Origin of the sequence: Pseudomonas frederiksbergensis (assembly GCF_001952935.1) — a bacterium.
GTDB lineage: Bacteria > Pseudomonadota > Gammaproteobacteria > Pseudomonadales > Pseudomonadaceae > Aquipseudomonas > Aquipseudomonas frederiksbergensis.
The window spans coordinates 1,066,675-1,086,539 of the sequence record NZ_CP018319.1 but is presented as its reverse complement, the minus strand read 5'-3'; the positions used below and the strand labels follow the sequence as shown (position 1 = coordinate 1,086,539).

The window sequence follows — 19,865 nt, the reverse complement described above, 5'->3', positions numbered from 1 at the left end:
CAATGGACGCTCTGCGTCCGCTCTTGGGACGCAGAGCGTCCCTGGCTGCATTCCCACGCAGAGCGTGGGAACGATCAGTCGGCGGGGTTATCGGACTTTATCTTCGCGCCCCCGCAATAGCATGTTCGGCATGGCAACCGCCGCCGCCAGCCCCAGCAGCGACACTGCCGCACTGACCATCAGCAAATGCCGGAACGTCAGCAACAGCTCAGCACGCAAGGCGTTCTGCGCATCCCCCGGCGCGGCGTTCAAACCATCGAGCAAGACGTTCCCCGAACTGCCCTCGGCAATCATCGAAGAACCGGCCAGGTGGGCGAAACTTGAGTCCTGCAACAACGCCAGCAGCAGTGCCGACATCAACGCCACACCCACCGCACCGCCCAGTGAGCGGAACAGGTTGGTGGTGCTGGTAGCGACACCGATATCCGGCTGTTGCACCGCGTTCTGCGTACCGACCAGCGACGTCGGGAACTGCATGCCGCTAGCGATCCCGCTGAGCAACATGAACAGACTACTGAGCACAAATGCCTGGGGAGGGCTGAATGCCATACCGAGAATCGAGAGCGGCATGAGCAGGGCGCCGGTCAGGATCATGGGCTTGTAGCGCCCGGTCACCGAGGTTCGGCGGCCGGCGAAATACGCGCCAATCGGCAAACCCATCGCCAGCGGCAACAGGTGCAGTGCGGCGCTGTCGGCCCCGGCGCCGGTCACGCTCTGGAAGCGCAGCGGCATCAACACAATCAGCGAGATCGCCTGGAAACTGGTGAAGAAGATCGTGCACCAGCACAGGATCGCATTGCGGTTGGCGAACAAATGCATGGGCAACAGCGGCTCCCGCGCCCGGCGTTCATGCCAGACGAACAGCGCCAGTACCCACACCGCACAACCGAGCAGGCCCAGCACTTCGGCGCTGCGCCACGAATGGCCTTGGCCGACCTGGGTGATGCCCAGCAACAAGGCGGTCAAGCCGATGATCATCAGCACCGTACCGAAGTAATCGATGATCGGTTTGCGCTGCGGCACTGGCAAACCCACCAAAGTGCGATTGGCCACCAGCCAGGCACCAAGGCCCAGCGGCAGGTTGATCAAGAACACCCAGCGCCATGACAAGTACTCGGTCATGTAACCGCCGAGTACCGGGCCGGCCACGCTGGCCACGGCGTACATGCTGCTGAAATAGCCTTGATAGCGGCCGCGCTCCCGGGGCGGCACGATGTCGCCAATGATCGCCTGGCTGACCGAAATCATCCCGCCAGCACCGATGCCTTGAACGATCCGCGCCAGTACCAGCTGCTCCATGCTCTGGGCCATGCCGCAGAAAAACGAAGCGACCGTGAACAACCCCATGCCAAACAGCATCAACGTGCGGCGACCGTACAGATCGCCCAGTTTGCCGTAGATCGGCACGGCCACCGTCATCGCCACCATGTAGCCGGAAATCACCCAGGCCAGCAGGCTGACGTCCTTGAATTGTGCGGAAATGGCCGGCATGGAAACGGCGACGATGGTCTGGTCCAGCGCGCCCAGAAAGATGGCCAGCATCAGGGCGATCAACACGCTGCGAATGGCCGGTTTGGGCGTTTCAGGCTGGTTGAGATTGGTCACGGGTTTGGAACCTGCGGACGGTGATTGACCCGCAAGGAGCAAGGCGAGCGGGGATGCTCGCCAGTGTAAATCGGTAGCAGGCTATTCGATAGCCTCGTATGGAAGGCCGACGTAATTTTCTGCAATGGTTTTTCGACCGGCCTCGGAGTCGACGAAGTAACCCAGTTCCGACTCGGCAATCCGCTGGCTGAAGGCGTCGTTATCGTCAAAGCGGTGCAGCATCGAGGTCATCCACCAGGAAAACCGTTCGGCTTTCCACACCCGGCGCAGGCAGACCTCGGAGTATTTCTCCAGTAAATCCACACGGCCTTCTTGGTAAACCTTCAGCAGAATGTTGAACAGCGTACTGACATCACTGGCGGCCAGGTTCAAACCTTTTGCACCGGTGGGCGGGACGATGTGCGCGGCGTCGCCGACCAGAAACATCCGCCCGTACTGCATCGGTTCGACGACAAAACTGCGTAACGGCGCGATGCTCTTTTCAATGGACGGCCCCGTGACCAACGACGCTGCCAATGCGCTTGGCAGACGGGATTTGAGCTCATCCCAGAAGCGCTGATCAGACCAGTTCTGGACCTGCTCGTCGGCCGGCACCTGGAGGTAATAGCGCGTGCGGGTGGCCGAACGCATGCTGCACAGGGCAAAACCGCGCTCATGCCGGGCGTAAACCAGTTCTTCGTGCACGGGCGGCGTGTCAGCGAGGATGCCGAGCCAGCCAAACGGATAGACCCGCTCGAACACGTTCAGGCACTCGGCAGGAATCGACTGCCGGGCCACGCCATGGAAACCGTCGCACCCGGCGATGTAGTCACAATCGAGTCGATACAGCTCGCCGTCCTTCTCAAAAGTCACGAACGGCTCTGCGGTTTTCATCCCGTGAGGAACGACGTTGCTTGCCTTGTAAATCGTCTGCGCACCGGCCTCCCGACGAGCGGCCATCAGGTCGCGGGTGACCTCGGTCTGACCGTAGATCATCACCGTTTTGCCACCGGTCAGGGCTTGCAGATCGATGTGTACCCGGCGCCCGTCGAGGGCCAGTTCGAAGCCTCCATGGACCAGCCCTTCGGCGTCCATGCGCTGACCCACCCCGGCCTGGCGCAACAGCTCTGCCATGCCTTGTTCGAGGACGCCGGCACGGATTCGTCCGAGCACATAGTCCGGGCTCTGGCGTTCGAGAATGAGGGTGTCGATGCCGGCGTTGTGCAGCAATTGGCCAAGCAATAAACCGGACGGACCGGCGCCGATGATGGCGATTTGGGTTTTCAGCGTTTTCATTGTTTTTATGACTCGCAAGCTTCACGCGACCAAGGCCGGTGAATTATTTTTATGGATCGAGTGCTTGCATTTTTCTCTCGCGGGTCTGTCAATTGAAGGGGAAAACTGAGCCGATACCTGTACATTCTGCCAATCGGTGCGATTATCGCCCGTCTACCCTGAGGCCTGGATTGAAGTGATGAACAAGCCTGACCTACCTTCGATTCCAGTGTTCAAGCTCTACGGTGAAAGCCTGGATTGGCCGACCCCGGACTTGCTGCACTGTGAAACCATTTCCAAACGCAGCCGCGAACACCAATGGGAAATAAAACCCCATCGTCATGCCGACTTGTGCCAGTTGCTCTTCGTATTCAAAGGTCAGGCAGAGCTTGAAATCGAAGGCAAACGTACGCAACTGACCGAACCGGCGATCCTGGTTTTGCCGCCGTTATCGGTGCATGGCTATCGGTTTTCCGAGGACGTCGAAGGGTTTGTCGTGACCCTTGCCGCGCCGCTGGTTGCTCATCTTCAGGCGCAATTGGGTAACTCGGTGAACGCACTGGCCCAGGCCGAAAGCTATCCGGCGGGCGAGCAAGGCGAATACCTCAACAGCCTGTTTTCAGCGCTGCAAGACGAATACACCGGCCACCAGCCGGCTCGCGAAATGCTCATGCATTCGCTGGTCAGCGTGATCATGGTGTGGGTCAGCCGCCAAGTGATTTCCCGCCGCAACGCCAGCCAGCGTCCGCAGCGTGCCCGGGAATACCTCAACGGTTTTATCCAACTGGTGGAAGAGACCTATCGCCAGCACGTCAAGGTCGAGGACCTGGCGCATCGGCTGGGGATTTCCGTGTCCCACCTCAACGGCACCTGCCGTGAGCTGGCGGGACAACCGGCGTTGCAGATCATGCACGAACGTCAGTTGCTGGAGGCCAAGCGTTTGCTGACCTACACCAGCATGACCATTTATGAAATGTCCGACGTATTGGGGTTCTCTGATCCGACCAACTTCACGCGCCTGTTCCGGCGTCGAGTGGGGATCTCGCCCAAGGCATTTCGCGACCGCTTGAAGGCCGATCAGGACAACGGGGTCTGAACCCCCTCGCCACAGCGTGTTCGTTACCGGAGCGCGTTGAGGGTCGCGTTGTGGGGAATGCAGCGTTCGAAGTTGCAGCTTGCGTATTCACGGGGCTGTTGTCGCAACTGCTCGACGCGCCAGGCCGCGGTGCCATACAGCGTGAGCGTGGCCGCGCATGTGATGAAAATCGCGAGGTATCTTCTTGTTTTGATGTTCATGGCGTTGACCTCTGAACGAATACCCTTCGGTACTACTTTGAGCATAGGTCAGCGCCAGTGAGATGCCAGCAACGCGGTCTCCCTGATCGTTCCCACGCTCCGCGTGGGAATGCAGCCCGGGACGCTCCGCGTCCCTTTCGAGAGCTGGAACGCGGAGCGTCCCTTGAGGCATTCCCACGCGGAGCGTGGGAACGATCAACCCTCTGTGGGAGCGAGCCTGCTCGCTCCCACATTTTTCGATCCGGTTACAGGCCGATATCCCACTCCGGTTCTTCGGGGAATCTGAGCACCAGAAAGTCCAGCATGCTGCGCAACGCCGCCGGCATGTGCTTGCGTGAGGCATACACCGCGTAAACGTTCATCTGCCGGGGTTCGGCGTGGGGCAGCAGGCGGATCAGTTCGCCGCTATGAATATGCACGCCGGCCTGATAACTGGGGAGCATCGCCACCCCGGCGCCGGCCATCGCGGCGCGCAACAACGTGCTGGCTTCGTTGGCGCTGATGTTGCCCTGCACCGGCACTGACACTTGCTCACCGTCCTCCTCGAAGTGCCAGAGGCTTTTGCCGAAGTAGGAATGGGTCAGGCAGTTGTGCTGGCTCAGATCCTCGACCCGCAGCGGTGTCGGGTGTTCGAGCAAATAGGCAGGGGAGGCGCAGATCACCGAACGGCAGACCGTCAGCCGTCGCGCGATCAGGTTCGGGTCCAGGTCATTGCTGGTACGGATGGCCAGATCGATACGCTCATCCACCAGGTTTACCGTGCGGTCGAGCATCTGCAAGTCGATGCTGACGCCGGGATAACGTTTGACGTAAGCGGCCATGGCATCCGCTAGTTGTGCCTGACCGAACGAAGTGCTGACACTGATTCGCAGCATCCCGCGCGGTGCCTCGTCCGGTTCGCTGACGGCGGCTTGCATGTCCGTGGACAAATCGAGCATCTGCCGACATCGAGGCAGGATTTCACTGCCGGCGGCGGTCAGGCTCAACTTGCGCGTGGTGCGGTGCATCAGGCGTGCGCCGACCCAATCCTCCAGCTCCGCCAGATAGCGCGAGACTACTGGCCGAGACAGGTCCAGGTGATCGGCGGCGGCCGACTGGCTGCCCAGGTCAACCACCGTGACGAACACCCGCATTGCTTGTAGACGATCCATGATTTGCCCGCTTTCAGAAACAAACTATGTTCCAGCATCGCATTTTTTGTACTGAGTCATGCAACTAAGCTCTGTCCCATCGCCAAACACGGCATTCGGACACCGGAGCAACAGATGATCGGCTTCACCTCGCTTAAACGTATTTTGCTGGCCACCGCCACCCTCGGTTTCGCCGCCCACGCAGCGGCAGCCTCGACCCTCACCCTGGACGTCTACAACCCGGGCGACAAGGCGATTTTCCCGGTGACCTCGGTGTTGGTCAGCGGCGAGAAAGACGCGATTTTGGTGGATGCGCAATTTGGCAAATCCCAGGCCGAGCAAGTGGTCGAAAAGATCCGCGCCAGCGGCAAGCAATTGACCACCATCTACATCAGCCACGGTGACCCGGATTACTACTTCGGCCTCGACACCCTGACTGCCGCATTCCCCAACGCCAAAGTGCTCGCCTCGCAGCCGACCGTGGACCACATCCAGAAAACCGTCGACAGCAAACTGGCGTTCTGGGGGCCGAAAATGGGCGCCGATGTACCGGCCAAAACCATCGTGCCGGATGTACTCAAGGGCGACAGCCTGATGCTCGAAGGGCAGAAGTTGCAGGTAGTGGGGCTGGACGGCAAGCAGCCGGATCGCAGCTTCGTGTGGATTCCGTCGATCAAGGCTGTGGTCGGTGGTGTCGTCGTCGCGCAAAACATCCACGTGTGGATGGCCGACACCCAGACACCGCAGTCCCACGCCGATTGGCTGACCACGCTGCACGCCATCGAAACCCTGAAACCGATAACCATCGTGCCGGGTCATTACCTCGGTGAGAGCGCCCGTTCGCTGGCTGCCGTGCAGTTCACCGCCGATTACATCAAGGCCTTCGACGAAGAAACCGCCAAGGCCAAAGACGCTGCTGCACTAATCGCCGCGATGAAAAAACGCTACCCGACGCTGGGTGAAGAAAGCTCGCTTGAACTGAGCGCGAAAGTCGCCAAGGGCGAGATGAAGTGGTAACCCGATTCACTCACAGGCACAGATCGTTCCCACGCTCTGCGTGGAAAATGCCTCAACGGACGCTCTGCGTTCGGCTCTGGAAGGGCCGCGGAGCGTCCCGGGCTGCATTCCCACGCGGAGCGTGGGAACGATCATGGCGATGATCGATGAAGTGGAAGCGCCGAAGCATTCTCGGCGGCGGTTCACAGTCGGGTATTGAGTTCACAGATCGTTCCCACGCTCTGCGTGGAAAATGCCTCAACGGACGCTCTGCGTTCGGTTCTGGAAGGGACGCGGAGCGTCCCGGGCTGCATTCCCACGCGGAGCGTGGGAACGATCAGATGGCGATGATCGATGAAGTGGAAGCGCCGAAGCATTCTCGGCGGCGGTTCACAGTCGGGTATTGAGTCCACAGATCGTTCCCACGCTCTGCGTGGAATGCCTCAACGGACGCTCCGCGTTCGGCTTTGGAAGGGACGCGGAGCGTCCCGGGCTGCATTCCCACGCGGAGCGTGGGAACGATCAGATGGCGATGATCGATGAAGTGGAAGCGCCGAGGCATTCTCGGCGGCGGTTCACAGTCGGGTATTGAGTCCACAGATCGTTCCCACGCTCTGCGTGGGAATGCCTCAACGGACGCTCTGCGTTCGGCTCTGGAAGGGACGCGGAGCATCCCGGGCTGCATTCCCACGCGGAGCGTGGGAACGATCATCAATCACCGCGATTGAGCTTGCTCCACCAACCATCCCATCAATTCGCGCAACTTCGGAGAAGGTCCGGGTTTCTCGGGGAAAACCAGGTAATACGCGAGCCCGGTCTTCACCTTCAATTCAAATGGCATGACCAGCCTCCCGGCACTCAAATCATCGCCGATCAACGACCAATCCCCAATCGCCACGCCTGTTCCTTGGGACGCCATCGACATCGCCAGGTCCAGCGTTTCGAAATGCTGACCCTTGCCGACATTGCTCAAGCGAATATCCGCAGTGGCCAGCCAGGCTTTCCAGTCCCGTTCATCCCGGGTCGGGTGCAGCAACATGTGCTGCTCCAGATCCTGCGGCGTCATCAGCGGCACTGGACCTTCCAGCAGAGGTTGGGAGCAGACCGGTGTCAGTTGCTCATCGAACAAATGAAAAGAGGCCAGCGCGCTGTCCGGCGGTGCGCCGTACATCACCGCGGCATCGAACTGCTCGCGATGAAAATCCACGCCGTGCTTGACCGTGGTGGTCAGTTCCACCGGCACATCCGGGCGCTCCCGTTGCCACTGCACCAGCCGTGGAAGCAGCCAGCGCATGACACACGTCGGGGCCTTGAGTTGCAGGGTTTCGCGCTTCTCGCCGATCTGCTCCACGGCCTCGTCGATCAGGCCGAAAACCTGCTGCACCCGTGGCAGCCATTCCCGTCCTTCGGCGGTCAGGCTCAAGCCACGCGCCTGGCGAATGAATAGTTCATAACCCAGGTGATCTTCCAGCCCGGCGATCTGCCGGCTCACCGCGCCTTGGGTGATGTGCAGCTGTTCGGCGGCCCGGGTGAAGTTGCAGCACTGCGCGGTGATCAGAAAAGTGTGCAGCGCCGGCAGGGGAGGCAGTCGTTTCATTGGGATCCAAGGTATGACGTGAGGACATGGCTAGTATGACTTTTTATCCATTGTTGCGGCTACGTGTCGCCCGTTCCAATGAGGCCATCCCTGGACTTGCCGACCCATCATAAACACTGCGCAGGTCCGGCGTCTCAAACGAACAAGAAGGGCAAAGACATGGCGACGTGCGGCGAAGTATTGGTCAAGTTACTCGAAGATTACGGGGTCGAGCAGGTGTTCGGCATTCCCGGGGTTCACACCGTGGAGCTGTATCGCGGGCTGGCCCGTTCGAGCATCAACCACGTCACTCCGCGGCACGAACAGGGCGCCGGTTTCATGGCCGACGGTTACGCTCGCACCAGCGGCAAACCGGGTGTGTGCTTCATCATCACCGGCCCAGGCATGACCAACATCACCACCGCCATGGGCCAGGCTTACGCCGACTCGATCCCGATGCTGGTGATCTCCAGCGTGCAATCGCGCAGCCAGTTGGGCGGCGGTCGCGGCAAGCTGCACGAGCTGCCGAACCAGAGCGCATTGGTCGGCGGCGTGGCGGCGTTCTCCCACACCTTGATGTCGGCGGCTGAATTGCCGGGCGTCCTGGCGCGCGCTTTTGCGCTGTTCCAGGCCGGCCGTCCGCGCCCGGTGCATATCGAAATTCCGTTGGACGTGCTGGTCGAAGAGGCCGATGACCTGCTCGCCAGCGTACCCGTGAACATCGACCGCGCCGGTGCCTCGCCGAGCGCGATCAGTCGCATGACCGCGCTGCTGGCCGGTGCCAAGCGCCCACTGATTCTCGCCGGTGGCGGCGCCATCGATGCCGCCGCCGAGTTGACTGAACTGGCCGAACGGCTGGACGCCCCGGTGGCCCTGACCATCAACGCCAAAGGCATGCTCGAATCCAATCACCCGTTGCTGATCGGCTCGACCCAAAGCCTGGTCGCGACTCGCGCTTTGGTGGCTGAAGCTGACGTGGTGCTGGCGATCGGCACCGAATTGGCCGAAACCGATTACGACATCACCTTCGCCGGTGGTTTCGAGATTCCTGGCGTGCTGCTGCGTGTGGACATCGACCCCGACCAGACCGTACGCAACTACCCGCCGAAAGTTGCGTTGGTAGCCGACTCGCGCAACGCCGCCCAAGCCTTGCTGAGCGAACTGTCCCACCACTCGCTGGCCGAGCGCCGCAACGATTGGGGCCAGGTGCGAGCTGCGCGTTTGCGCGATGAATTGGCCGCATCCTGGGATGCCCCGACGCTGGCTCAGACTCGCTTCCTGGAAACCGTCTTGCACGAACTGCCAAACGCAGTCTTCGTCGGCGATTCGACCCAACCGGTGTACACCGGCAACCTCACATTCAACCCGGAACGCCCGCGTCGCTGGTTCAATTCGTCCACCGGTTACGGCACCCTCGGTTACGCCTTGCCGGCAGCGATTGGCGCCTGGCTCGGCGGCAACGTTGAAAACGGCGCACGTCCTCCAGTGGTGTGCCTGATCGGCGACGGCGGCCTGCAATTTACCCTGCCGGAACTGGCCAGCGCCGTTGAAGCGCGCACCCCGGTGATCGTCCTGCTGTGGAATAACCAGGGCTACGAAGAGATCAAGAAATACATGGTCAACCGCGCCATCGAGCCGGTCGGCGTGGACATCTACACCCCGGACTTCATCGGCGTGGCCAAGGCGCTGGGCTGTGCCGCCGAAGCCGTCTGCGGTGTCGAGCAACTGCGTAGCGCACTGCGCGCCGCCACCGATCGCCAGGGTCCGACCCTGATTGAAATCGATCAGACCCAGTGGATGAAGGCGGTGTCGAAATGAGTTTTCCAACCACTCTTGATGGCCTGTACATCAACGGCCAATGGTCCGCCGGCAACGAACATTTGCGCGTGATCAACCCGGCGACCGAAGCCCTGTTGACCACCGTGAATGGCGGCGATGAACGCGCGGTCGAGCAAGCCGTTACTGCCGCAACCAATGCGTTCAAGGAATGGTCGACAACCACTGGCGCCGAGCGCGGGGCGATCCTGCGCAGAATCGCCGCGGGTGTGCAGGCCGGTCGTGAGCAATTGATGAAATTGCAGTCGAGCAACAACGGCAAACCACTGTTCGAAGCGGCCATCGACGTCGACGACGTGATCGCCACCTTCGAGTATTACGCCGAACTGGCCGAAGGCCTCGATGCCAAGCAAGACAGCAACGTCGAGCTGCCAACCGACGACTTCAGCGCTCGGCTGCGCCGTGAGCCGTGCGGTGTGGTCGGCCTGATCGTGCCGTGGAATTTCCCGATGGTCACCACCGCCTGGAAACTCGCCCCGGCCCTGGCCGCCGGTTGCTGCGTGGTGCTCAAGCCGTCCGAAGTGACGCCACTGCCGGAGCTGGAACTGGCGACGATCATCGCCGAGGCCGGTCTGCCAAACGGCGTGTTCAATCTGGTTTGCGGCACCGGCCTGGCCGTCGGCGCGCCGCTGTCGGCGGATCCGCGCATCGCCAAGATCTCCTTCACCGGCAGCAACGCGGTCGGTGTTCAAGTCATGCAACGTGCCGCAGAAACCGTGAAGGGCGTGAGCCTGGAACTGGGCGGCAAATCCTCGCTGCTGGTGCTCAAGGACGCGGACATCGAGCTGGCCGTGGAAGTGGCCTGTGGTGGCGGTTTCTTCAACGCCGGGCAGATGTGTTCGGCCACCAGCCGCGTGCTGATCGCCGATGAACTGGCGGACGAATTCCTCATCCGTTTGAAGGCCCGCGCCGAAGCCATTCGCGTGGCCGACCCGTTCGACCCGAACGTGGAAATGGGCGCACTGGTCAATCAGGCGCAATACCAACGCGTGCTCGGTCACATCGATCGCGGTTTGAGTGCCGGCGCCAAACTGGTTTGCGGCGGCAATCGTCCGGCAGACCTGCCGCGCGGTTATTTTTTACAGCCGACGATTTTCACCGATGTGCCCTCAGGCAGTGCGCTGTGGTGCGAAGAGATCTTCGGCCCGGTGATCTGCGTGCGCAGTTTTGCCAGCGAAGCCGAGGCGATTGCCCTGGCCAACGACAGCCAGTTCGGCCTGGTGGCCAGTGTGGTCACGCGCGATGCCGAAGCGGCCGATCGGGTCGCCAACGCTTTGCAGGCGGGGCTTGTGTGGATCAACGCCCCGCAAGTGATCTTCCCGCAGACCGCATGGGGTGGCTACAAACAGAGCAGCATCGGTCGCGAATTGGGGCCGTGGGGCTTGCAGGCTTTCCAGGAAATCAAACACGTGATTCGGGCTGTCTGACGGCACGAAAAAGGTGAGCGCATGCCTCGTGATGAGGCATGCACTGGCGTCATGGCTTCGATGAGTTTTTATCGATAGTCAGGTGTTTTACACGACCTCAGGATGAACTCGCTGGCTCAGCCAAACCCCCGAAAATACGGGGGCTAAATGCTGAATCGGTCGCGCGGATGCAACAGTTTCGACCTGCCTTATACCTACAAAAACAAAGGGAGTCCGTAATGGGCGAACATGATCTGAACAGACGTCAATTCATCAAGACCGTAGGCGTAGCCTCGGTGGCAGCGGCCGCCATGAGCATGCCGTTCATCAAGGCCAATGCCAGCGACACACGCTTCCAGGGCAAAACCCTGCGCTTGCTGACCTGGTCCGATGACACCGGTTTGGCAGCCCTGCGCAATATCGCCGCGACCTTCGAAGGCAAGTACGGCTGCAAAGTCATCGCCGACCGCACCGGCAGCACCTCGGAAATGGTCGCCAAACTCAAGGCCGGCGGTGATCGTCCGCAGTACGACATCATCACCCTGGCAGGCGTCGGCGCCGAAGGTCTGGCCGCCGCCAACCTGCTGGAAAAACCCGACCTCAACCGCATTCCCAACCTGATCGACGTACCGGAGAAATACCGCACCGGCGCCAACGGTCACGGCATCGGTTACCTGCTGTGGTGCAACAGCCTCGTCTACAGCACCCGCACCATCAAGGAAGCGCCGGACAGCTACGCAGCCCTGTGGGACGCGGAGCTGTCGCCGAACATCTTCCTGCCGCCGCCAAACTGGACCGAGGCCATGGACCTGATCATCATCGCCGCCAAATTGGCCGGTGGTGACGAACACAACATCGAGCCGGGCTTCAAGAAGCTCGCCGAGCTCAAAGATCGCGTCGTGACCCTGGGTGAAAACCCGAACCAGATCGCCGAACTGTTCCGCACCGGTTCGCTGGACATGGGTGGCTTGTACGCGCCGGCGTTCTTCCCGAAACAGATCCGCGACCCGGCTTACGGCCTGGGCGCCACCTTTGGCATGAAGGAAGGTTTCTACACCGACCTGATGCTCTCGGTCATGCCGAAAAGCCGTCCGGGCGATATCGACCTGGCCTACGCCTTTATCAACCACTCCCTGGACCCACTGGTGCAGGGCAAGATGGCTGAGGACATCTACAACGGTCCGGTCAACGCCAAGGCGATCATCTCCGCCGAAGCCCGCAAGAGCCCGTACATCCTCACGCCGGAGCAGATTGCCGAGAAGGCGATCATGCACGACAACGCCTTCCTGGCCTCCGTGCATGACCAATGGATTCGTCGTTACACGGAAATCTTTTCTTCCTGATCGAGTGACGACCACAGGCCCTGAGAGCACCACAAATCAAATGTGGGAGCGGGCTTGCTCGCGAATGCGGTGTGACATTCAACATTGATGTCGACTGACATGGCCTCTTCGCGAGCAAGCCCGCTCCCACATTAGACCGTCGTTGCCTCAGGTCTTGTGTTTGTCAGCTGCTTTCCATTGACGAGACCCTTGCTATGGAACACCAACCTCTGACCCATCCGGTCGTCGCCGCTACCGTGCGCGCCAATCGGGGTGTTTCGCCGACGACGCGTGCCTGGTTTTTCCTTTCGCCGTCGATGCTGTTTCTGGGCGTATTGATCGCCGCCAGCCTGCTGGTACTGCGCATGAGCGTGGGCACCAAAGGCGCGGAATGGACCGGGTTCAGCCTGGCCAGTTACGCCCAATTGCTGGAACCGTATTACCTCAAATCCTTGCTGCTGACCCTGCGTCTGGCGCTGATCAGCGCAGTGATCGCCGTGGTGCTGGCGATCCCGGTGGCCTACACCATGTCGCGGCTGACCTCGCCCTTCGTGCGGCGGATCTTCCTCGCTGCGGTGCTGCTGCCATTGCTGGTCAACCTGCTGCTGCAAAGCTACGGCTGGCTGGTGATTCTCGGCCCGGGCGGGATGCTCAATCAGGCGCTGATGGGCCTGGGCCTGATCAAGCGTCCGATCATGCTGCTCTACAACCAGAACGGCGTGTTGATGGGCCTGGTGCAAACCGCGTTCCCGCTGGCCGTGCTGCCGATTGCCAGCGCCATGCGCGGCGTCGCCCGGACCTATGAAGAGGCCGCCGCCACCCTGGGCGCCAGCCGTTTTCAGGTGTTCCGCCAAGTGGTGCTGCCGATGAGCATGCCGGGGATCATCACGGGTGCGACATTGGTATTCGCCTACAACGCCAGCAGCTTCGTGGTGCCCTTGCTGCTCGGCGGCCGACGCGTGCCGATGCTGGCCGTGATGGTCCATGACCAGATCGCCCCGCTGATGAACTGGCCCGCGGCCTCCGCTGCCGGTGTGGTGCTGATTGTCACCACGCTCGCGATCATGACTTTGTCCGAATACATCACTGGCCGTCGTCGGCGCATGCTGGAGGCTTCCCAATGAGCACCCTGATCAAAAAGCGTTATGGACTGCTGCCCGGCGAGACCGGCAAGTTTGCCGGCATCCTCTCGGGCTTCATCCTGCTGCTGGCGGTGTTGCCGATCCTGACCATGATCGTCATGTCGTTCAGCGGTGCATCGAACCTCGATTTCCCGCCGAGCAGCTACAGCCTGCAATGGTACGAGGCCGCCTGGAACACCTTCGTGTCGCCAGATTCCAGCGATGTGCTGAGCCTGGGCAAAGCCATGACCACCAGCCTGATGGTGGCGTGCCTGACCATGATCTTCGCGACGATTATCGCGGTGCCGGCAGCCTATGCCCTGACCCGTTGTGAATTCCGCGGCAAAGCCGTGGCGCTGCAACTGATGTCGCTGCCATTGGTGTTCCCGATGGTGGTGTTGGGGCTGGCGTTATTGCTGGTGTTCGACAGTCTGCCGTTCCACATCACGACCTCGCGGCTGGTGATTGCCCACGTGATCCTGGCGCTGCCGTTCGTGGTGAAAAACTGCACCGCGGCGATGCTCTCCATCGGCAGCGAAGTCGAAGAAGCCGCGCAGATGCTGGGCGCTTCACCGACCCGGGCGATTATCGATGTGGTGGTGCCGTTGATGAAGTCGGGAATTCTGGCGGGGATGCTGCTGGCGTTCATCGTCTCGTTCAACGAATTCACCGTGACCTATTTCCTCTACACCATCGACGTCATGACCGTGCCGATCTGGATGTACAGCCGCACCGTGTCTTCGCTCGACCCCACCGTATTCTCGTTTGCCGTGCTGATCGTGCTGATCGACTTCGTGCTCATCTGGGCGCTGGAAAAGTTGGTTGGCGAAGGCGGCGTTTCGTTCTGATTTCTTGAGGTGATTCAAATGACTGGTCTGATTCTGGAAAACGTCGAGAAACATTACGGCTCGGCCTGCGCGGTAAAGGATGTAAACCTGCATTTGCCCGAGGGCAAGCTGGTGTGTTTTCTCGGCCCGTCGGGCTGCGGCAAAACCACCTTGCTGCGAATGATCGCAGGGCTCGAAACCCTGAGCGGCGGCGAGATCCGCCTGGACGGTGAAGACATCGGCCACACCCCGGCGCATCAACGTAATTTCGGCATGGTGTTTCAATCCCTGGCGCTGTTCCCGCACATGACGGTGGGGGAGAACATCGCCTACCCGCTGAAACTGCGTGGCGTCAGCAAGGCTGATCAGCAGGCGCGGGTGGCGGAGTTGCTGCAACTGATTCAGTTGCAGGAAATGATCGACCGTCCGGTGTCGAAACTCTCTGGCGGTCAACGCCAGCGCGTGGCGATTGCCCGGGCGATTGCCAGCCGTCCGAAAATCCTCTTGCTCGACGAGCCGCTGTCGGCACTGGACGCCAAGCTGCGTGAATCGATGCAGGTGGAAATCCGTCAGCTGCAACAACGCTTGAACATCACCACCATCATGGTGACCCACGACCAGCGTGAAGCCATGACCATGGCCGATATCGTCGTGGTATTGGGGGAACATCGGGTGCAGCAAGTGGGCTCGCCGATTGAGATCTACCGGCATCCGGCCAATGAATTCGTCGCGGATTTTATTGGTTCAGGAAACATTTTCCCGGCCACGGCGCTGGGCAACGGCAAGGTCAGCTTGCCCGGTGGCGATGCGCTGCAAGTGCCAATCTGCAGCAGCATTGTGGTCGGTGAGAAAGTGAAGATGCTGATTCGCCCTGAGGACCTGCAACTGTCGCATCCGCAGGCGACGGCGGGGAATCGGTTGCTCGGCAAGGTGACGTTCGTGCGTGATATTGGCGCGACGATTGAAACGACCGTGGAGTGTTCCGGGGTGTCGTTTACGGCGTTGAGTACGCCGTGTCAGGGGTTTGGGTTGAGCATTGGCAATCCGGTGTCGGTGACCCTTCCGGCTGAGGCGTGCCGAGTGTTAAGCGCCTGACTTTAGAGGTGGATTGACTGTACTTGCCTCTTCGCGAGCAAGCCCGCTCCCACAGTTGACCGCGTTCTCATGAACAACTCGGTCTAATGTGGGAGCGGGCTTGCTCGCGAAGGCGTAAGTCGCAGCACCACAAAAACTGAATCAAACCGACAAGCGCAACCGCGCCAAATCCCGCAACGGCGGAGCCCCGAACAATCGGCTGTACTCCCGGCTGAACTGCGAAGGGCTTTCATACCCCACCCGATACCCCGCCGCCGAAGCCTCCAAGCCTTCGGCCAGCATCAACCGCCGCGCTTCTTGCAAGCGCAACTGCTTCTGATACTGCAACGGACTCATCGCCGTCATCGCCTTGAACCGGTGATGCAAGGTCGACACGCTCAGGTTCACTTCCTTCGCCAGATCATCGATGCGCAACGGCTGTTCGTAGTTGCCGTTGAGCCATTTGATCGCCTGGCTGATGCGATGGCTCTGGCTGTTGGCGATAGCGATTTCGTACAGCCGATGGCCCTGCTGACTGCGCAACAACCGATAAAGAATCTCCCGGCGAATCAACGGCGCGAGCATGGCGATGTCTTTTGGTGCGTCCAGCAAACGTGCCAGACGCAGCACGGCGTCGAGCATCGCGGTGTCGATCCGTTCGACGTACAAGCCGCGCCCCGTTGGCCGGGTCGGCACACCGAGAGGACCGGCATCGGCAATCAGAGCGGAGATTTCCGCCGGGTCGATATCCAGCCGCACCGCGAGGATCGGTTCTTCAGACGTGACGTTCACCACGCGTCCGCTCAATGGCATCGAGACGGAGACCACCAGGTAGTTCAGCGGATCGTAGTTGAAATATTCATCGGCCAGCCTGACCTCTTTTCGGCCCTGCGCCATGATGCACAACGCGGGTTGCGCCAGTACCGGGGCAAACTCATGGGACTGGCTATGGCGAGACATGAAGAGCGAGCCGACGGCAGTCGCATAAGTGCCATCGTCCGTCGTGTTGCGGCGAATGATAGCGGCCAGTTCTGCGCGCTGTTTCTCCATGTCGGTGTCCAGCGGGGCTTGAAAATGATCGAGCGACGACATGCAAGGCATCCTCGGTGGGGCGTTGGTAATGAGGTGAGCTTAAGTTTGTGCAAGACGAAGCGGTAGACACATCCTGCCTCAACCTTGCCTGATTCTGCACGGAGTGAATTGACGTCACCTCTATGACAGGGCAACCCCAAGAAAACTTGCTTGAAAGCCTTGTTTCAGTCCTGTGACAGGATTTACACGTTGTTACAGGTGCGGGGGTGCAGCTTCGCAGGATTGTGCAACAAGCCGGCAGGAATCGACTAACCGCGCTTCCACCGGCGCGCTTAACCTTGGATCCTGTCGCAGCCCGTCCCACGGCTGCCACTCGAGTACCTGGGAGGGTTGAACATGTCTACGCAGATCCCCGTCAGTCATATGGCCTTTGTCCGCGCCCGCGCCGGGCGTTCGGCGGAACTCGGTGCGCGCCTCAGTGCCTTGATCGAGCCGTCCCGCAGCGCACCGGGTTGCCTGAGTTTTGCCCTGCAACAATCGCAGTGCGATCCGGAATTGTGGCTGGTGTCCGGTTTCTGGATGAACCAGCAAGCCATGACCGCTTATTTCAGCACCCCGGCCATGCAGGTTTTTGCCGAATTGGTGCAAGACCTGGTGGTTAACAGCCTGGATTTTCATACCTTCAAGGATGTGTCGGCCGCCCAGGCGCTGGGGCAGTCCCAGTCATGGGTACACAAAATGGCGGGTTGAGGGTTTAATGGCTCAATTTCCCATTCAGCAGGATCCGCGACATGGCACGCAAAGCCTTTGAAACCTTCGAAGCCGTATCGGCCGTAGTACCCCGTGAAGGCGGTTATAACGCCGCGATTGCCACCAAGGCCATCGGTGGTTCGGGTGCACCGCGCTTTCACAAGCTGCTCGAAGAGCAGACCTTCAAAACTGCCCGCGAGGCCGATGAAGCCGCCGCGCTGCAACTGACCCACCTCAAAGATGTCAGCGAAGACGGCGACCTGATCTGGTAATTACTTGACCGCCCCCGGGCGATACATCTTGAACAATGCCTCAGGCCCCAGCTGGAAATAATCCGCTGGCCCGCCGCCGCGCAGAATCGGTTCTGCCGCGGCGGTGTCGTACACCCCATCCTTCAACAGCCACTTGGCGATATGCACGGCGACCACTTCGCCGAGAATCAGCCAGCTCGGCACCACGTTGCCATCGGCCCGCTGCAACTGAACGATCTGCGTGACCTTGCACTCGAAGGACACCGGGCTTTCGGCGACGCGCGGCACCTGGATGATTTTCGACGCTGCCGGGGTCAGTCCGGACAGTTCGAACTCGTTGACCTCAGGCCCGACCATGGCGCAGCTCTGGTTCATCTGCTCGGCCAGCGGACGGGTCGCCAGGTTCCAGGCGAACTCGCCGGTGCGCTCGATGTTGTTCAGGCTGTCTTTGCGCCCGACACTGGAAAAACCAATGATCGGCGGAATGTAGTTGAAGGCGTTGAAGAAACTGTAAGGCGCCAGGTTCAGGCGGCCATCGGTATCCTGGGAGGAAATCCAGCCAATGGGGCGCGGACCGACGATGGCATTGAACGGGTCATGCGGCAGGCCGTGGCCGTTGGCGGGTTCGTAGTAGTGGATGTCGTCGGGCATGGCGTAAATTCCAGGAGCTCTCGGGAGACGCCATGGTGCAAGGACGAGCCGATAATTTCCAGCAGGAGATCCAAATCCGGGATCGACCCAGAACCCTGTGGGAGCGGGCTTGCTCGCGAAAGCGGTGTCACATCCAACAAATACGTTGCCTGTTAAACCGCTTTCGCGAGCAAGCCCGCTCCCACAGGGTTAGGGTTGAGGCAAATAAAAAGGGGCAGACCCGTTAAGGTCTGCCCCTGTTTTTATTGCGCGGGCGGGATCAGTCCGTCTCGATCCGCGAGTGCTTGCGGGTGTCTTTCATGGTGATGTACACCAGCAACGACACCGCGATGCACGCCGTGACATACCAGTAGTAACCGGTTTCCATGCCAATGCTCTTGAACCACAGTGCGATGTATTCAGCGGTGCCACCGAAGATCGACACGGTCAGCGCGTACGGCAGGCCGACGCCCAGCGCGCGGATTTCGGTCGGGAACAGTTCGGCTTTGACCACCGCGTTGATCGAGGTGTAGCCGCTGACGATGATCAGCGCCGCCATGATCAGGAAGAACGCGCCCCACCAGGTCTGCACGGTGTGCAGGGTGGTCAGGATCGGCACGGTGAACAGCGTCCCGAGGATACCGAAGGCAATCAGGATTGGCCGGCGACCGACTTTATCCGAGAGTCCGCCAACGAGTGGTTGCAGGCACATGAACAGGAACAGCGTGGCAGCCGAAATAGTGGTGGAGTCGGAGATGCTCATGCCGACGGTGTTCACCAGGTATTTCTGCATGTACGTGGTGTAGGTGTAGAACGCCAGGGTGCCGCCCATGGTCAGGCCGACCACGGTCATCAGTTCCTTCGGATGGCGCATCAAGGTGCGCATTGCGCTTTCCTTGGCCTTCTCTTTCTTGGTGAACGACTCGGTTTCTTCCATGCCACGACGCAGGTACAGCGCGACCACGGCACACAGCGCGCCGATGGCGAACGGGATGCGCCAGCCCCAGGCGTACAGTTCTTCAGTGGTCAGGGTCTGTTGCAGCACGATCAGCACCGCCAACGCGATGAGCTGGCCGGAGATCAGGGTCACGTACTGGAAGCTGGAGTAGAAGCCGCGACGATCCTTGGTGGCCATCTCGCTGAGGTACGTTGCCGAGGTGCCGTACTCGCCACCGACCGACAGGCCTTGCAGCAGGCGAGCGAAAATCAGCAGGATCGGTGCGCCAATGCCGATGGTTTCATAACCAGGGCTCAGGGCGATCAGCAGCGAGCCGAAACACATCAGATACACCGAAGCCATCAGTGCTTTCTTGCGACCGGCCTTGTCGGCGTAGAGGCCCATCAACCAGCCACCGATCGGGCGCATCAGGAAGCCCACGGCGAAGATCGCGGCGGTGTTCAGCAGTTGCGCGGTGGTGTCGCCTTTGGGGAAAAAGGCCTTGGCAAAGTACAGGGAGAAGGCGGCGTAGACGTACCAGTCGTACCACTCGACCATGTTGCCGACAGAGCCGCTGAAGATCGATTTGATGCGACTGGCAGTGGTTCTTTCTTTGGCCGGCAGGGCAGCCGAACCAAGGGGCAGGGTGTTGGAGTTATCCATTGAAGGATCCTCGTTTAATTGTTTTTGTGGAGCGCGTTGAAACGCAGCCTGCTGGGGCTATAGCAGGAGATGTGCCAAAGGGAGGAGGGCCGGTTTAGAGGGGGTTTTCAGCTTGAGTGAGCGGAAATCCGCTTATGGAGCGTTGGGTGACAAGCGGAT

General features: G+C 60.5%; 18 protein-coding genes. 10 read left to right on the top strand and 8 right to left on the bottom strand.

Annotation, left to right across the window (positions count from 1 at the left end; genetic code table 11):
* Positions 1–87: 87 nt before the first annotated feature.
* The gene (locus PFAS1_RS05330; RefSeq protein WP_076028445.1) at positions 88–1,605 is read right to left on the bottom strand and encodes an MDR family MFS transporter; all 1,518 of its coding nucleotides are present in this window, start codon (positions 1,603–1,605) and stop codon (positions 88–90) included.
* Positions 1,606–1,686: 81 nt separating this feature from the next.
* Positions 1,687–2,880 carry a 4-hydroxybenzoate 3-monooxygenase gene (gene pobA, locus PFAS1_RS05325; protein WP_076028444.1) on the bottom strand — a complete coding sequence of 398 codons (1,194 nt, stop codon included), beginning with the start codon at positions 2,878–2,880 and terminating at the stop codon, positions 1,687–1,689.
* 178 nt (positions 2,881–3,058) lie between these two features.
* Between pobA and PFAS1_RS05320 the strand changes: the two genes are divergently transcribed.
* The gene (locus PFAS1_RS05320; protein WP_076028443.1) at positions 3,059–3,955 is read left to right on the top strand and encodes a helix-turn-helix domain-containing protein; all 897 of its coding nucleotides are present in this window, start codon (positions 3,059–3,061) and stop codon (positions 3,953–3,955) included.
* A gap of 23 nt (positions 3,956–3,978) precedes the next feature.
* Here the strand turns inward: PFAS1_RS05320 and PFAS1_RS29415 are convergent, their stop codons facing one another.
* Positions 3,979–4,200: a hypothetical protein gene (locus PFAS1_RS29415; RefSeq protein ID WP_156886698.1), complete on the bottom strand. Its 222-nt coding sequence runs from the start codon at positions 4,198–4,200 to the stop codon at positions 3,979–3,981.
* 200 nt (positions 4,201–4,400) lie between these two features.
* Positions 4,401–5,306 carry a LysR family transcriptional regulator gene (locus PFAS1_RS05310; RefSeq protein WP_076028441.1) on the bottom strand — a complete coding sequence of 302 codons (906 nt, stop codon included), beginning with the start codon at positions 5,304–5,306 and terminating at the stop codon, positions 4,401–4,403.
* A 114-nt stretch (positions 5,307–5,420) separates the two neighbouring features.
* On the opposite strand from PFAS1_RS05310, the gene PFAS1_RS05305 reads away from it, so the two are divergent.
* Positions 5,421–6,302 carry an MBL fold metallo-hydrolase gene (locus PFAS1_RS05305; RefSeq protein WP_076028440.1) on the top strand — a complete coding sequence of 294 codons (882 nt, stop codon included), beginning with the start codon at positions 5,421–5,423 and terminating at the stop codon, positions 6,300–6,302.
* 694 nt (positions 6,303–6,996) lie between these two features.
* On the opposite strand, the gene PFAS1_RS05295 is transcribed toward PFAS1_RS05305, so the two are convergent.
* A complete protein-coding gene (locus PFAS1_RS05295; RefSeq protein ID WP_076028438.1) occupies positions 6,997–7,878 on the bottom strand; it encodes a LysR substrate-binding domain-containing protein in 882 nt (293 codons plus the stop codon).
* A 159-nt stretch (positions 7,879–8,037) separates the two neighbouring features.
* Here PFAS1_RS05295 and PFAS1_RS05290 point away from each other — a divergent pair, with 159 nt between their 5' ends.
* From PFAS1_RS05290 to PFAS1_RS05265, 6 genes are all read left to right on the top strand, one after another.
* Positions 8,038–9,675 carry a 5-guanidino-2-oxopentanoate decarboxylase gene (locus tag PFAS1_RS05290; protein ID WP_076028437.1) on the top strand — a complete coding sequence of 546 codons (1,638 nt, stop codon included), beginning with the start codon at positions 8,038–8,040 and terminating at the stop codon, positions 9,673–9,675.
* On the top strand, positions 9,672–11,120 hold the full coding sequence (locus tag PFAS1_RS05285) for an aldehyde dehydrogenase family protein (RefSeq protein WP_076028436.1): 1,449 nt from the start codon (positions 9,672–9,674) through the stop codon (positions 11,118–11,120). Before PFAS1_RS05290 ends, PFAS1_RS05285 begins: the two co-directional genes overlap by 4 nt.
* 218 nt (positions 11,121–11,338) lie before the next feature.
* On the top strand, positions 11,339–12,442 hold the full coding sequence (locus tag PFAS1_RS05280; RefSeq protein WP_076028435.1) for an extracellular solute-binding protein: 1,104 nt from the start codon (positions 11,339–11,341) through the stop codon (positions 12,440–12,442).
* Between the two features lie 194 nt (positions 12,443–12,636).
* Positions 12,637–13,545, top strand: coding sequence for an ABC transporter permease (locus tag PFAS1_RS05275; protein WP_076028434.1), 909 nt, complete (start codon positions 12,637–12,639; stop codon positions 13,543–13,545).
* Positions 13,542–14,390, top strand: a complete 849-nt coding sequence (locus PFAS1_RS05270; RefSeq protein WP_074879603.1) for an ABC transporter permease — start codon at positions 13,542–13,544, stop codon at positions 14,388–14,390. The genes PFAS1_RS05275 and PFAS1_RS05270 overlap by 4 nt, the downstream gene beginning before the upstream one ends.
* Positions 14,391–14,408: 18 nt before the next feature.
* A complete protein-coding gene (locus tag PFAS1_RS05265) occupies positions 14,409–15,464 on the top strand; it encodes an ABC transporter ATP-binding protein (protein WP_074879601.1) in 1,056 nt (351 codons plus the stop codon).
* Between the two features lie 141 nt (positions 15,465–15,605).
* On the opposite strand, the gene PFAS1_RS05260 is transcribed toward PFAS1_RS05265, so the two are convergent.
* The gene (locus PFAS1_RS05260; RefSeq protein WP_074879598.1) at positions 15,606–16,535 is read right to left on the bottom strand and encodes an AraC family transcriptional regulator; all 930 of its coding nucleotides are present in this window, start codon (positions 16,533–16,535) and stop codon (positions 15,606–15,608) included.
* A 336-nt stretch (positions 16,536–16,871) separates the two neighbouring features.
* Here PFAS1_RS05260 and PFAS1_RS05255 point away from each other — a divergent pair, with 336 nt between their 5' ends.
* Positions 16,872–17,225 (top strand): putative quinol monooxygenase, encoded by a 354-nt coding sequence (locus tag PFAS1_RS05255; protein ID WP_076028433.1) that lies wholly within the window; start codon positions 16,872–16,874, stop codon positions 17,223–17,225.
* A 41-nt stretch (positions 17,226–17,266) separates the two neighbouring features.
* Positions 17,267–17,497 (top strand): hypothetical protein, encoded by a 231-nt coding sequence (locus PFAS1_RS05250; protein ID WP_033057544.1) that lies wholly within the window; start codon positions 17,267–17,269, stop codon positions 17,495–17,497.
* Here the strand turns inward: PFAS1_RS05250 and PFAS1_RS05245 are convergent, their stop codons facing one another.
* Complete coding sequence (locus PFAS1_RS05245; protein ID WP_076028432.1) at positions 17,498–18,127, bottom strand: flavin reductase family protein; 630 nt, start codon at positions 18,125–18,127, stop codon at positions 17,498–17,500.
* A gap of 259 nt (positions 18,128–18,386) precedes the next feature.
* Positions 18,387–19,706, bottom strand: a complete 1,320-nt coding sequence (locus PFAS1_RS05235) for an MFS transporter (protein WP_074879592.1) — start codon at positions 19,704–19,706, stop codon at positions 18,387–18,389.
* Positions 19,707–19,865 lie beyond the last annotated feature (159 nt).

Coding starts and splice junctions, on each gene's coding strand:
- PFAS1_RS29415 (WP_156886698.1), bottom strand. CDS start 4,200: ATGCTCAAAGTAGTACCGAAGGGTATTCGTTCAGAGGTCAACGCCATG.
- PFAS1_RS05255 (WP_076028433.1), top strand. CDS start 16,872: ATGTCTACGCAGATCCCCGTCAGTCATATGGCCTTTGTCCGCGCCCGC.
- PFAS1_RS05275 (WP_076028434.1), top strand. CDS start 12,637: ATGGAACACCAACCTCTGACCCATCCGGTCGTCGCCGCTACCGTGCGC.
- PFAS1_RS05310 (WP_076028441.1), bottom strand. CDS start 5,306: ATGGATCGTCTACAAGCAATGCGGGTGTTCGTCACGGTGGTTGACCTG.
- PFAS1_RS05320 (WP_076028443.1), top strand. CDS start 3,059: ATGAACAAGCCTGACCTACCTTCGATTCCAGTGTTCAAGCTCTACGGT.
- PFAS1_RS05245 (WP_076028432.1), bottom strand. CDS start 18,127: ATGCCCGACGACATCCACTACTACGAACCCGCCAACGGCCACGGCCTG.
- PFAS1_RS05305 (WP_076028440.1), top strand. CDS start 5,421: ATGATCGGCTTCACCTCGCTTAAACGTATTTTGCTGGCCACCGCCACC.
- PFAS1_RS05250 (WP_033057544.1), top strand. CDS start 17,267: ATGGCACGCAAAGCCTTTGAAACCTTCGAAGCCGTATCGGCCGTAGTA.
- PFAS1_RS05290 (WP_076028437.1), top strand. CDS start 8,038: ATGGCGACGTGCGGCGAAGTATTGGTCAAGTTACTCGAAGATTACGGG.
- PFAS1_RS05295 (WP_076028438.1), bottom strand. CDS start 7,878: ATGAAACGACTGCCTCCCCTGCCGGCGCTGCACACTTTTCTGATCACC.
- PFAS1_RS05280 (WP_076028435.1), top strand. CDS start 11,339: ATGGGCGAACATGATCTGAACAGACGTCAATTCATCAAGACCGTAGGC.
- PFAS1_RS05270 (WP_074879603.1), top strand. CDS start 13,542: ATGAGCACCCTGATCAAAAAGCGTTATGGACTGCTGCCCGGCGAGACC.
- PFAS1_RS05235 (WP_074879592.1), bottom strand. CDS start 19,706: ATGGATAACTCCAACACCCTGCCCCTTGGTTCGGCTGCCCTGCCGGCC.
- PFAS1_RS05260 (WP_074879598.1), bottom strand. CDS start 16,535: ATGTCGTCGCTCGATCATTTTCAAGCCCCGCTGGACACCGACATGGAG.
- PFAS1_RS05285 (WP_076028436.1), top strand. CDS start 9,672: ATGAGTTTTCCAACCACTCTTGATGGCCTGTACATCAACGGCCAATGG.
- PFAS1_RS05265 (WP_074879601.1), top strand. CDS start 14,409: ATGACTGGTCTGATTCTGGAAAACGTCGAGAAACATTACGGCTCGGCC.
- pobA (WP_076028444.1), bottom strand. CDS start 2,880: ATGAAAACGCTGAAAACCCAAATCGCCATCATCGGCGCCGGTCCGTCC.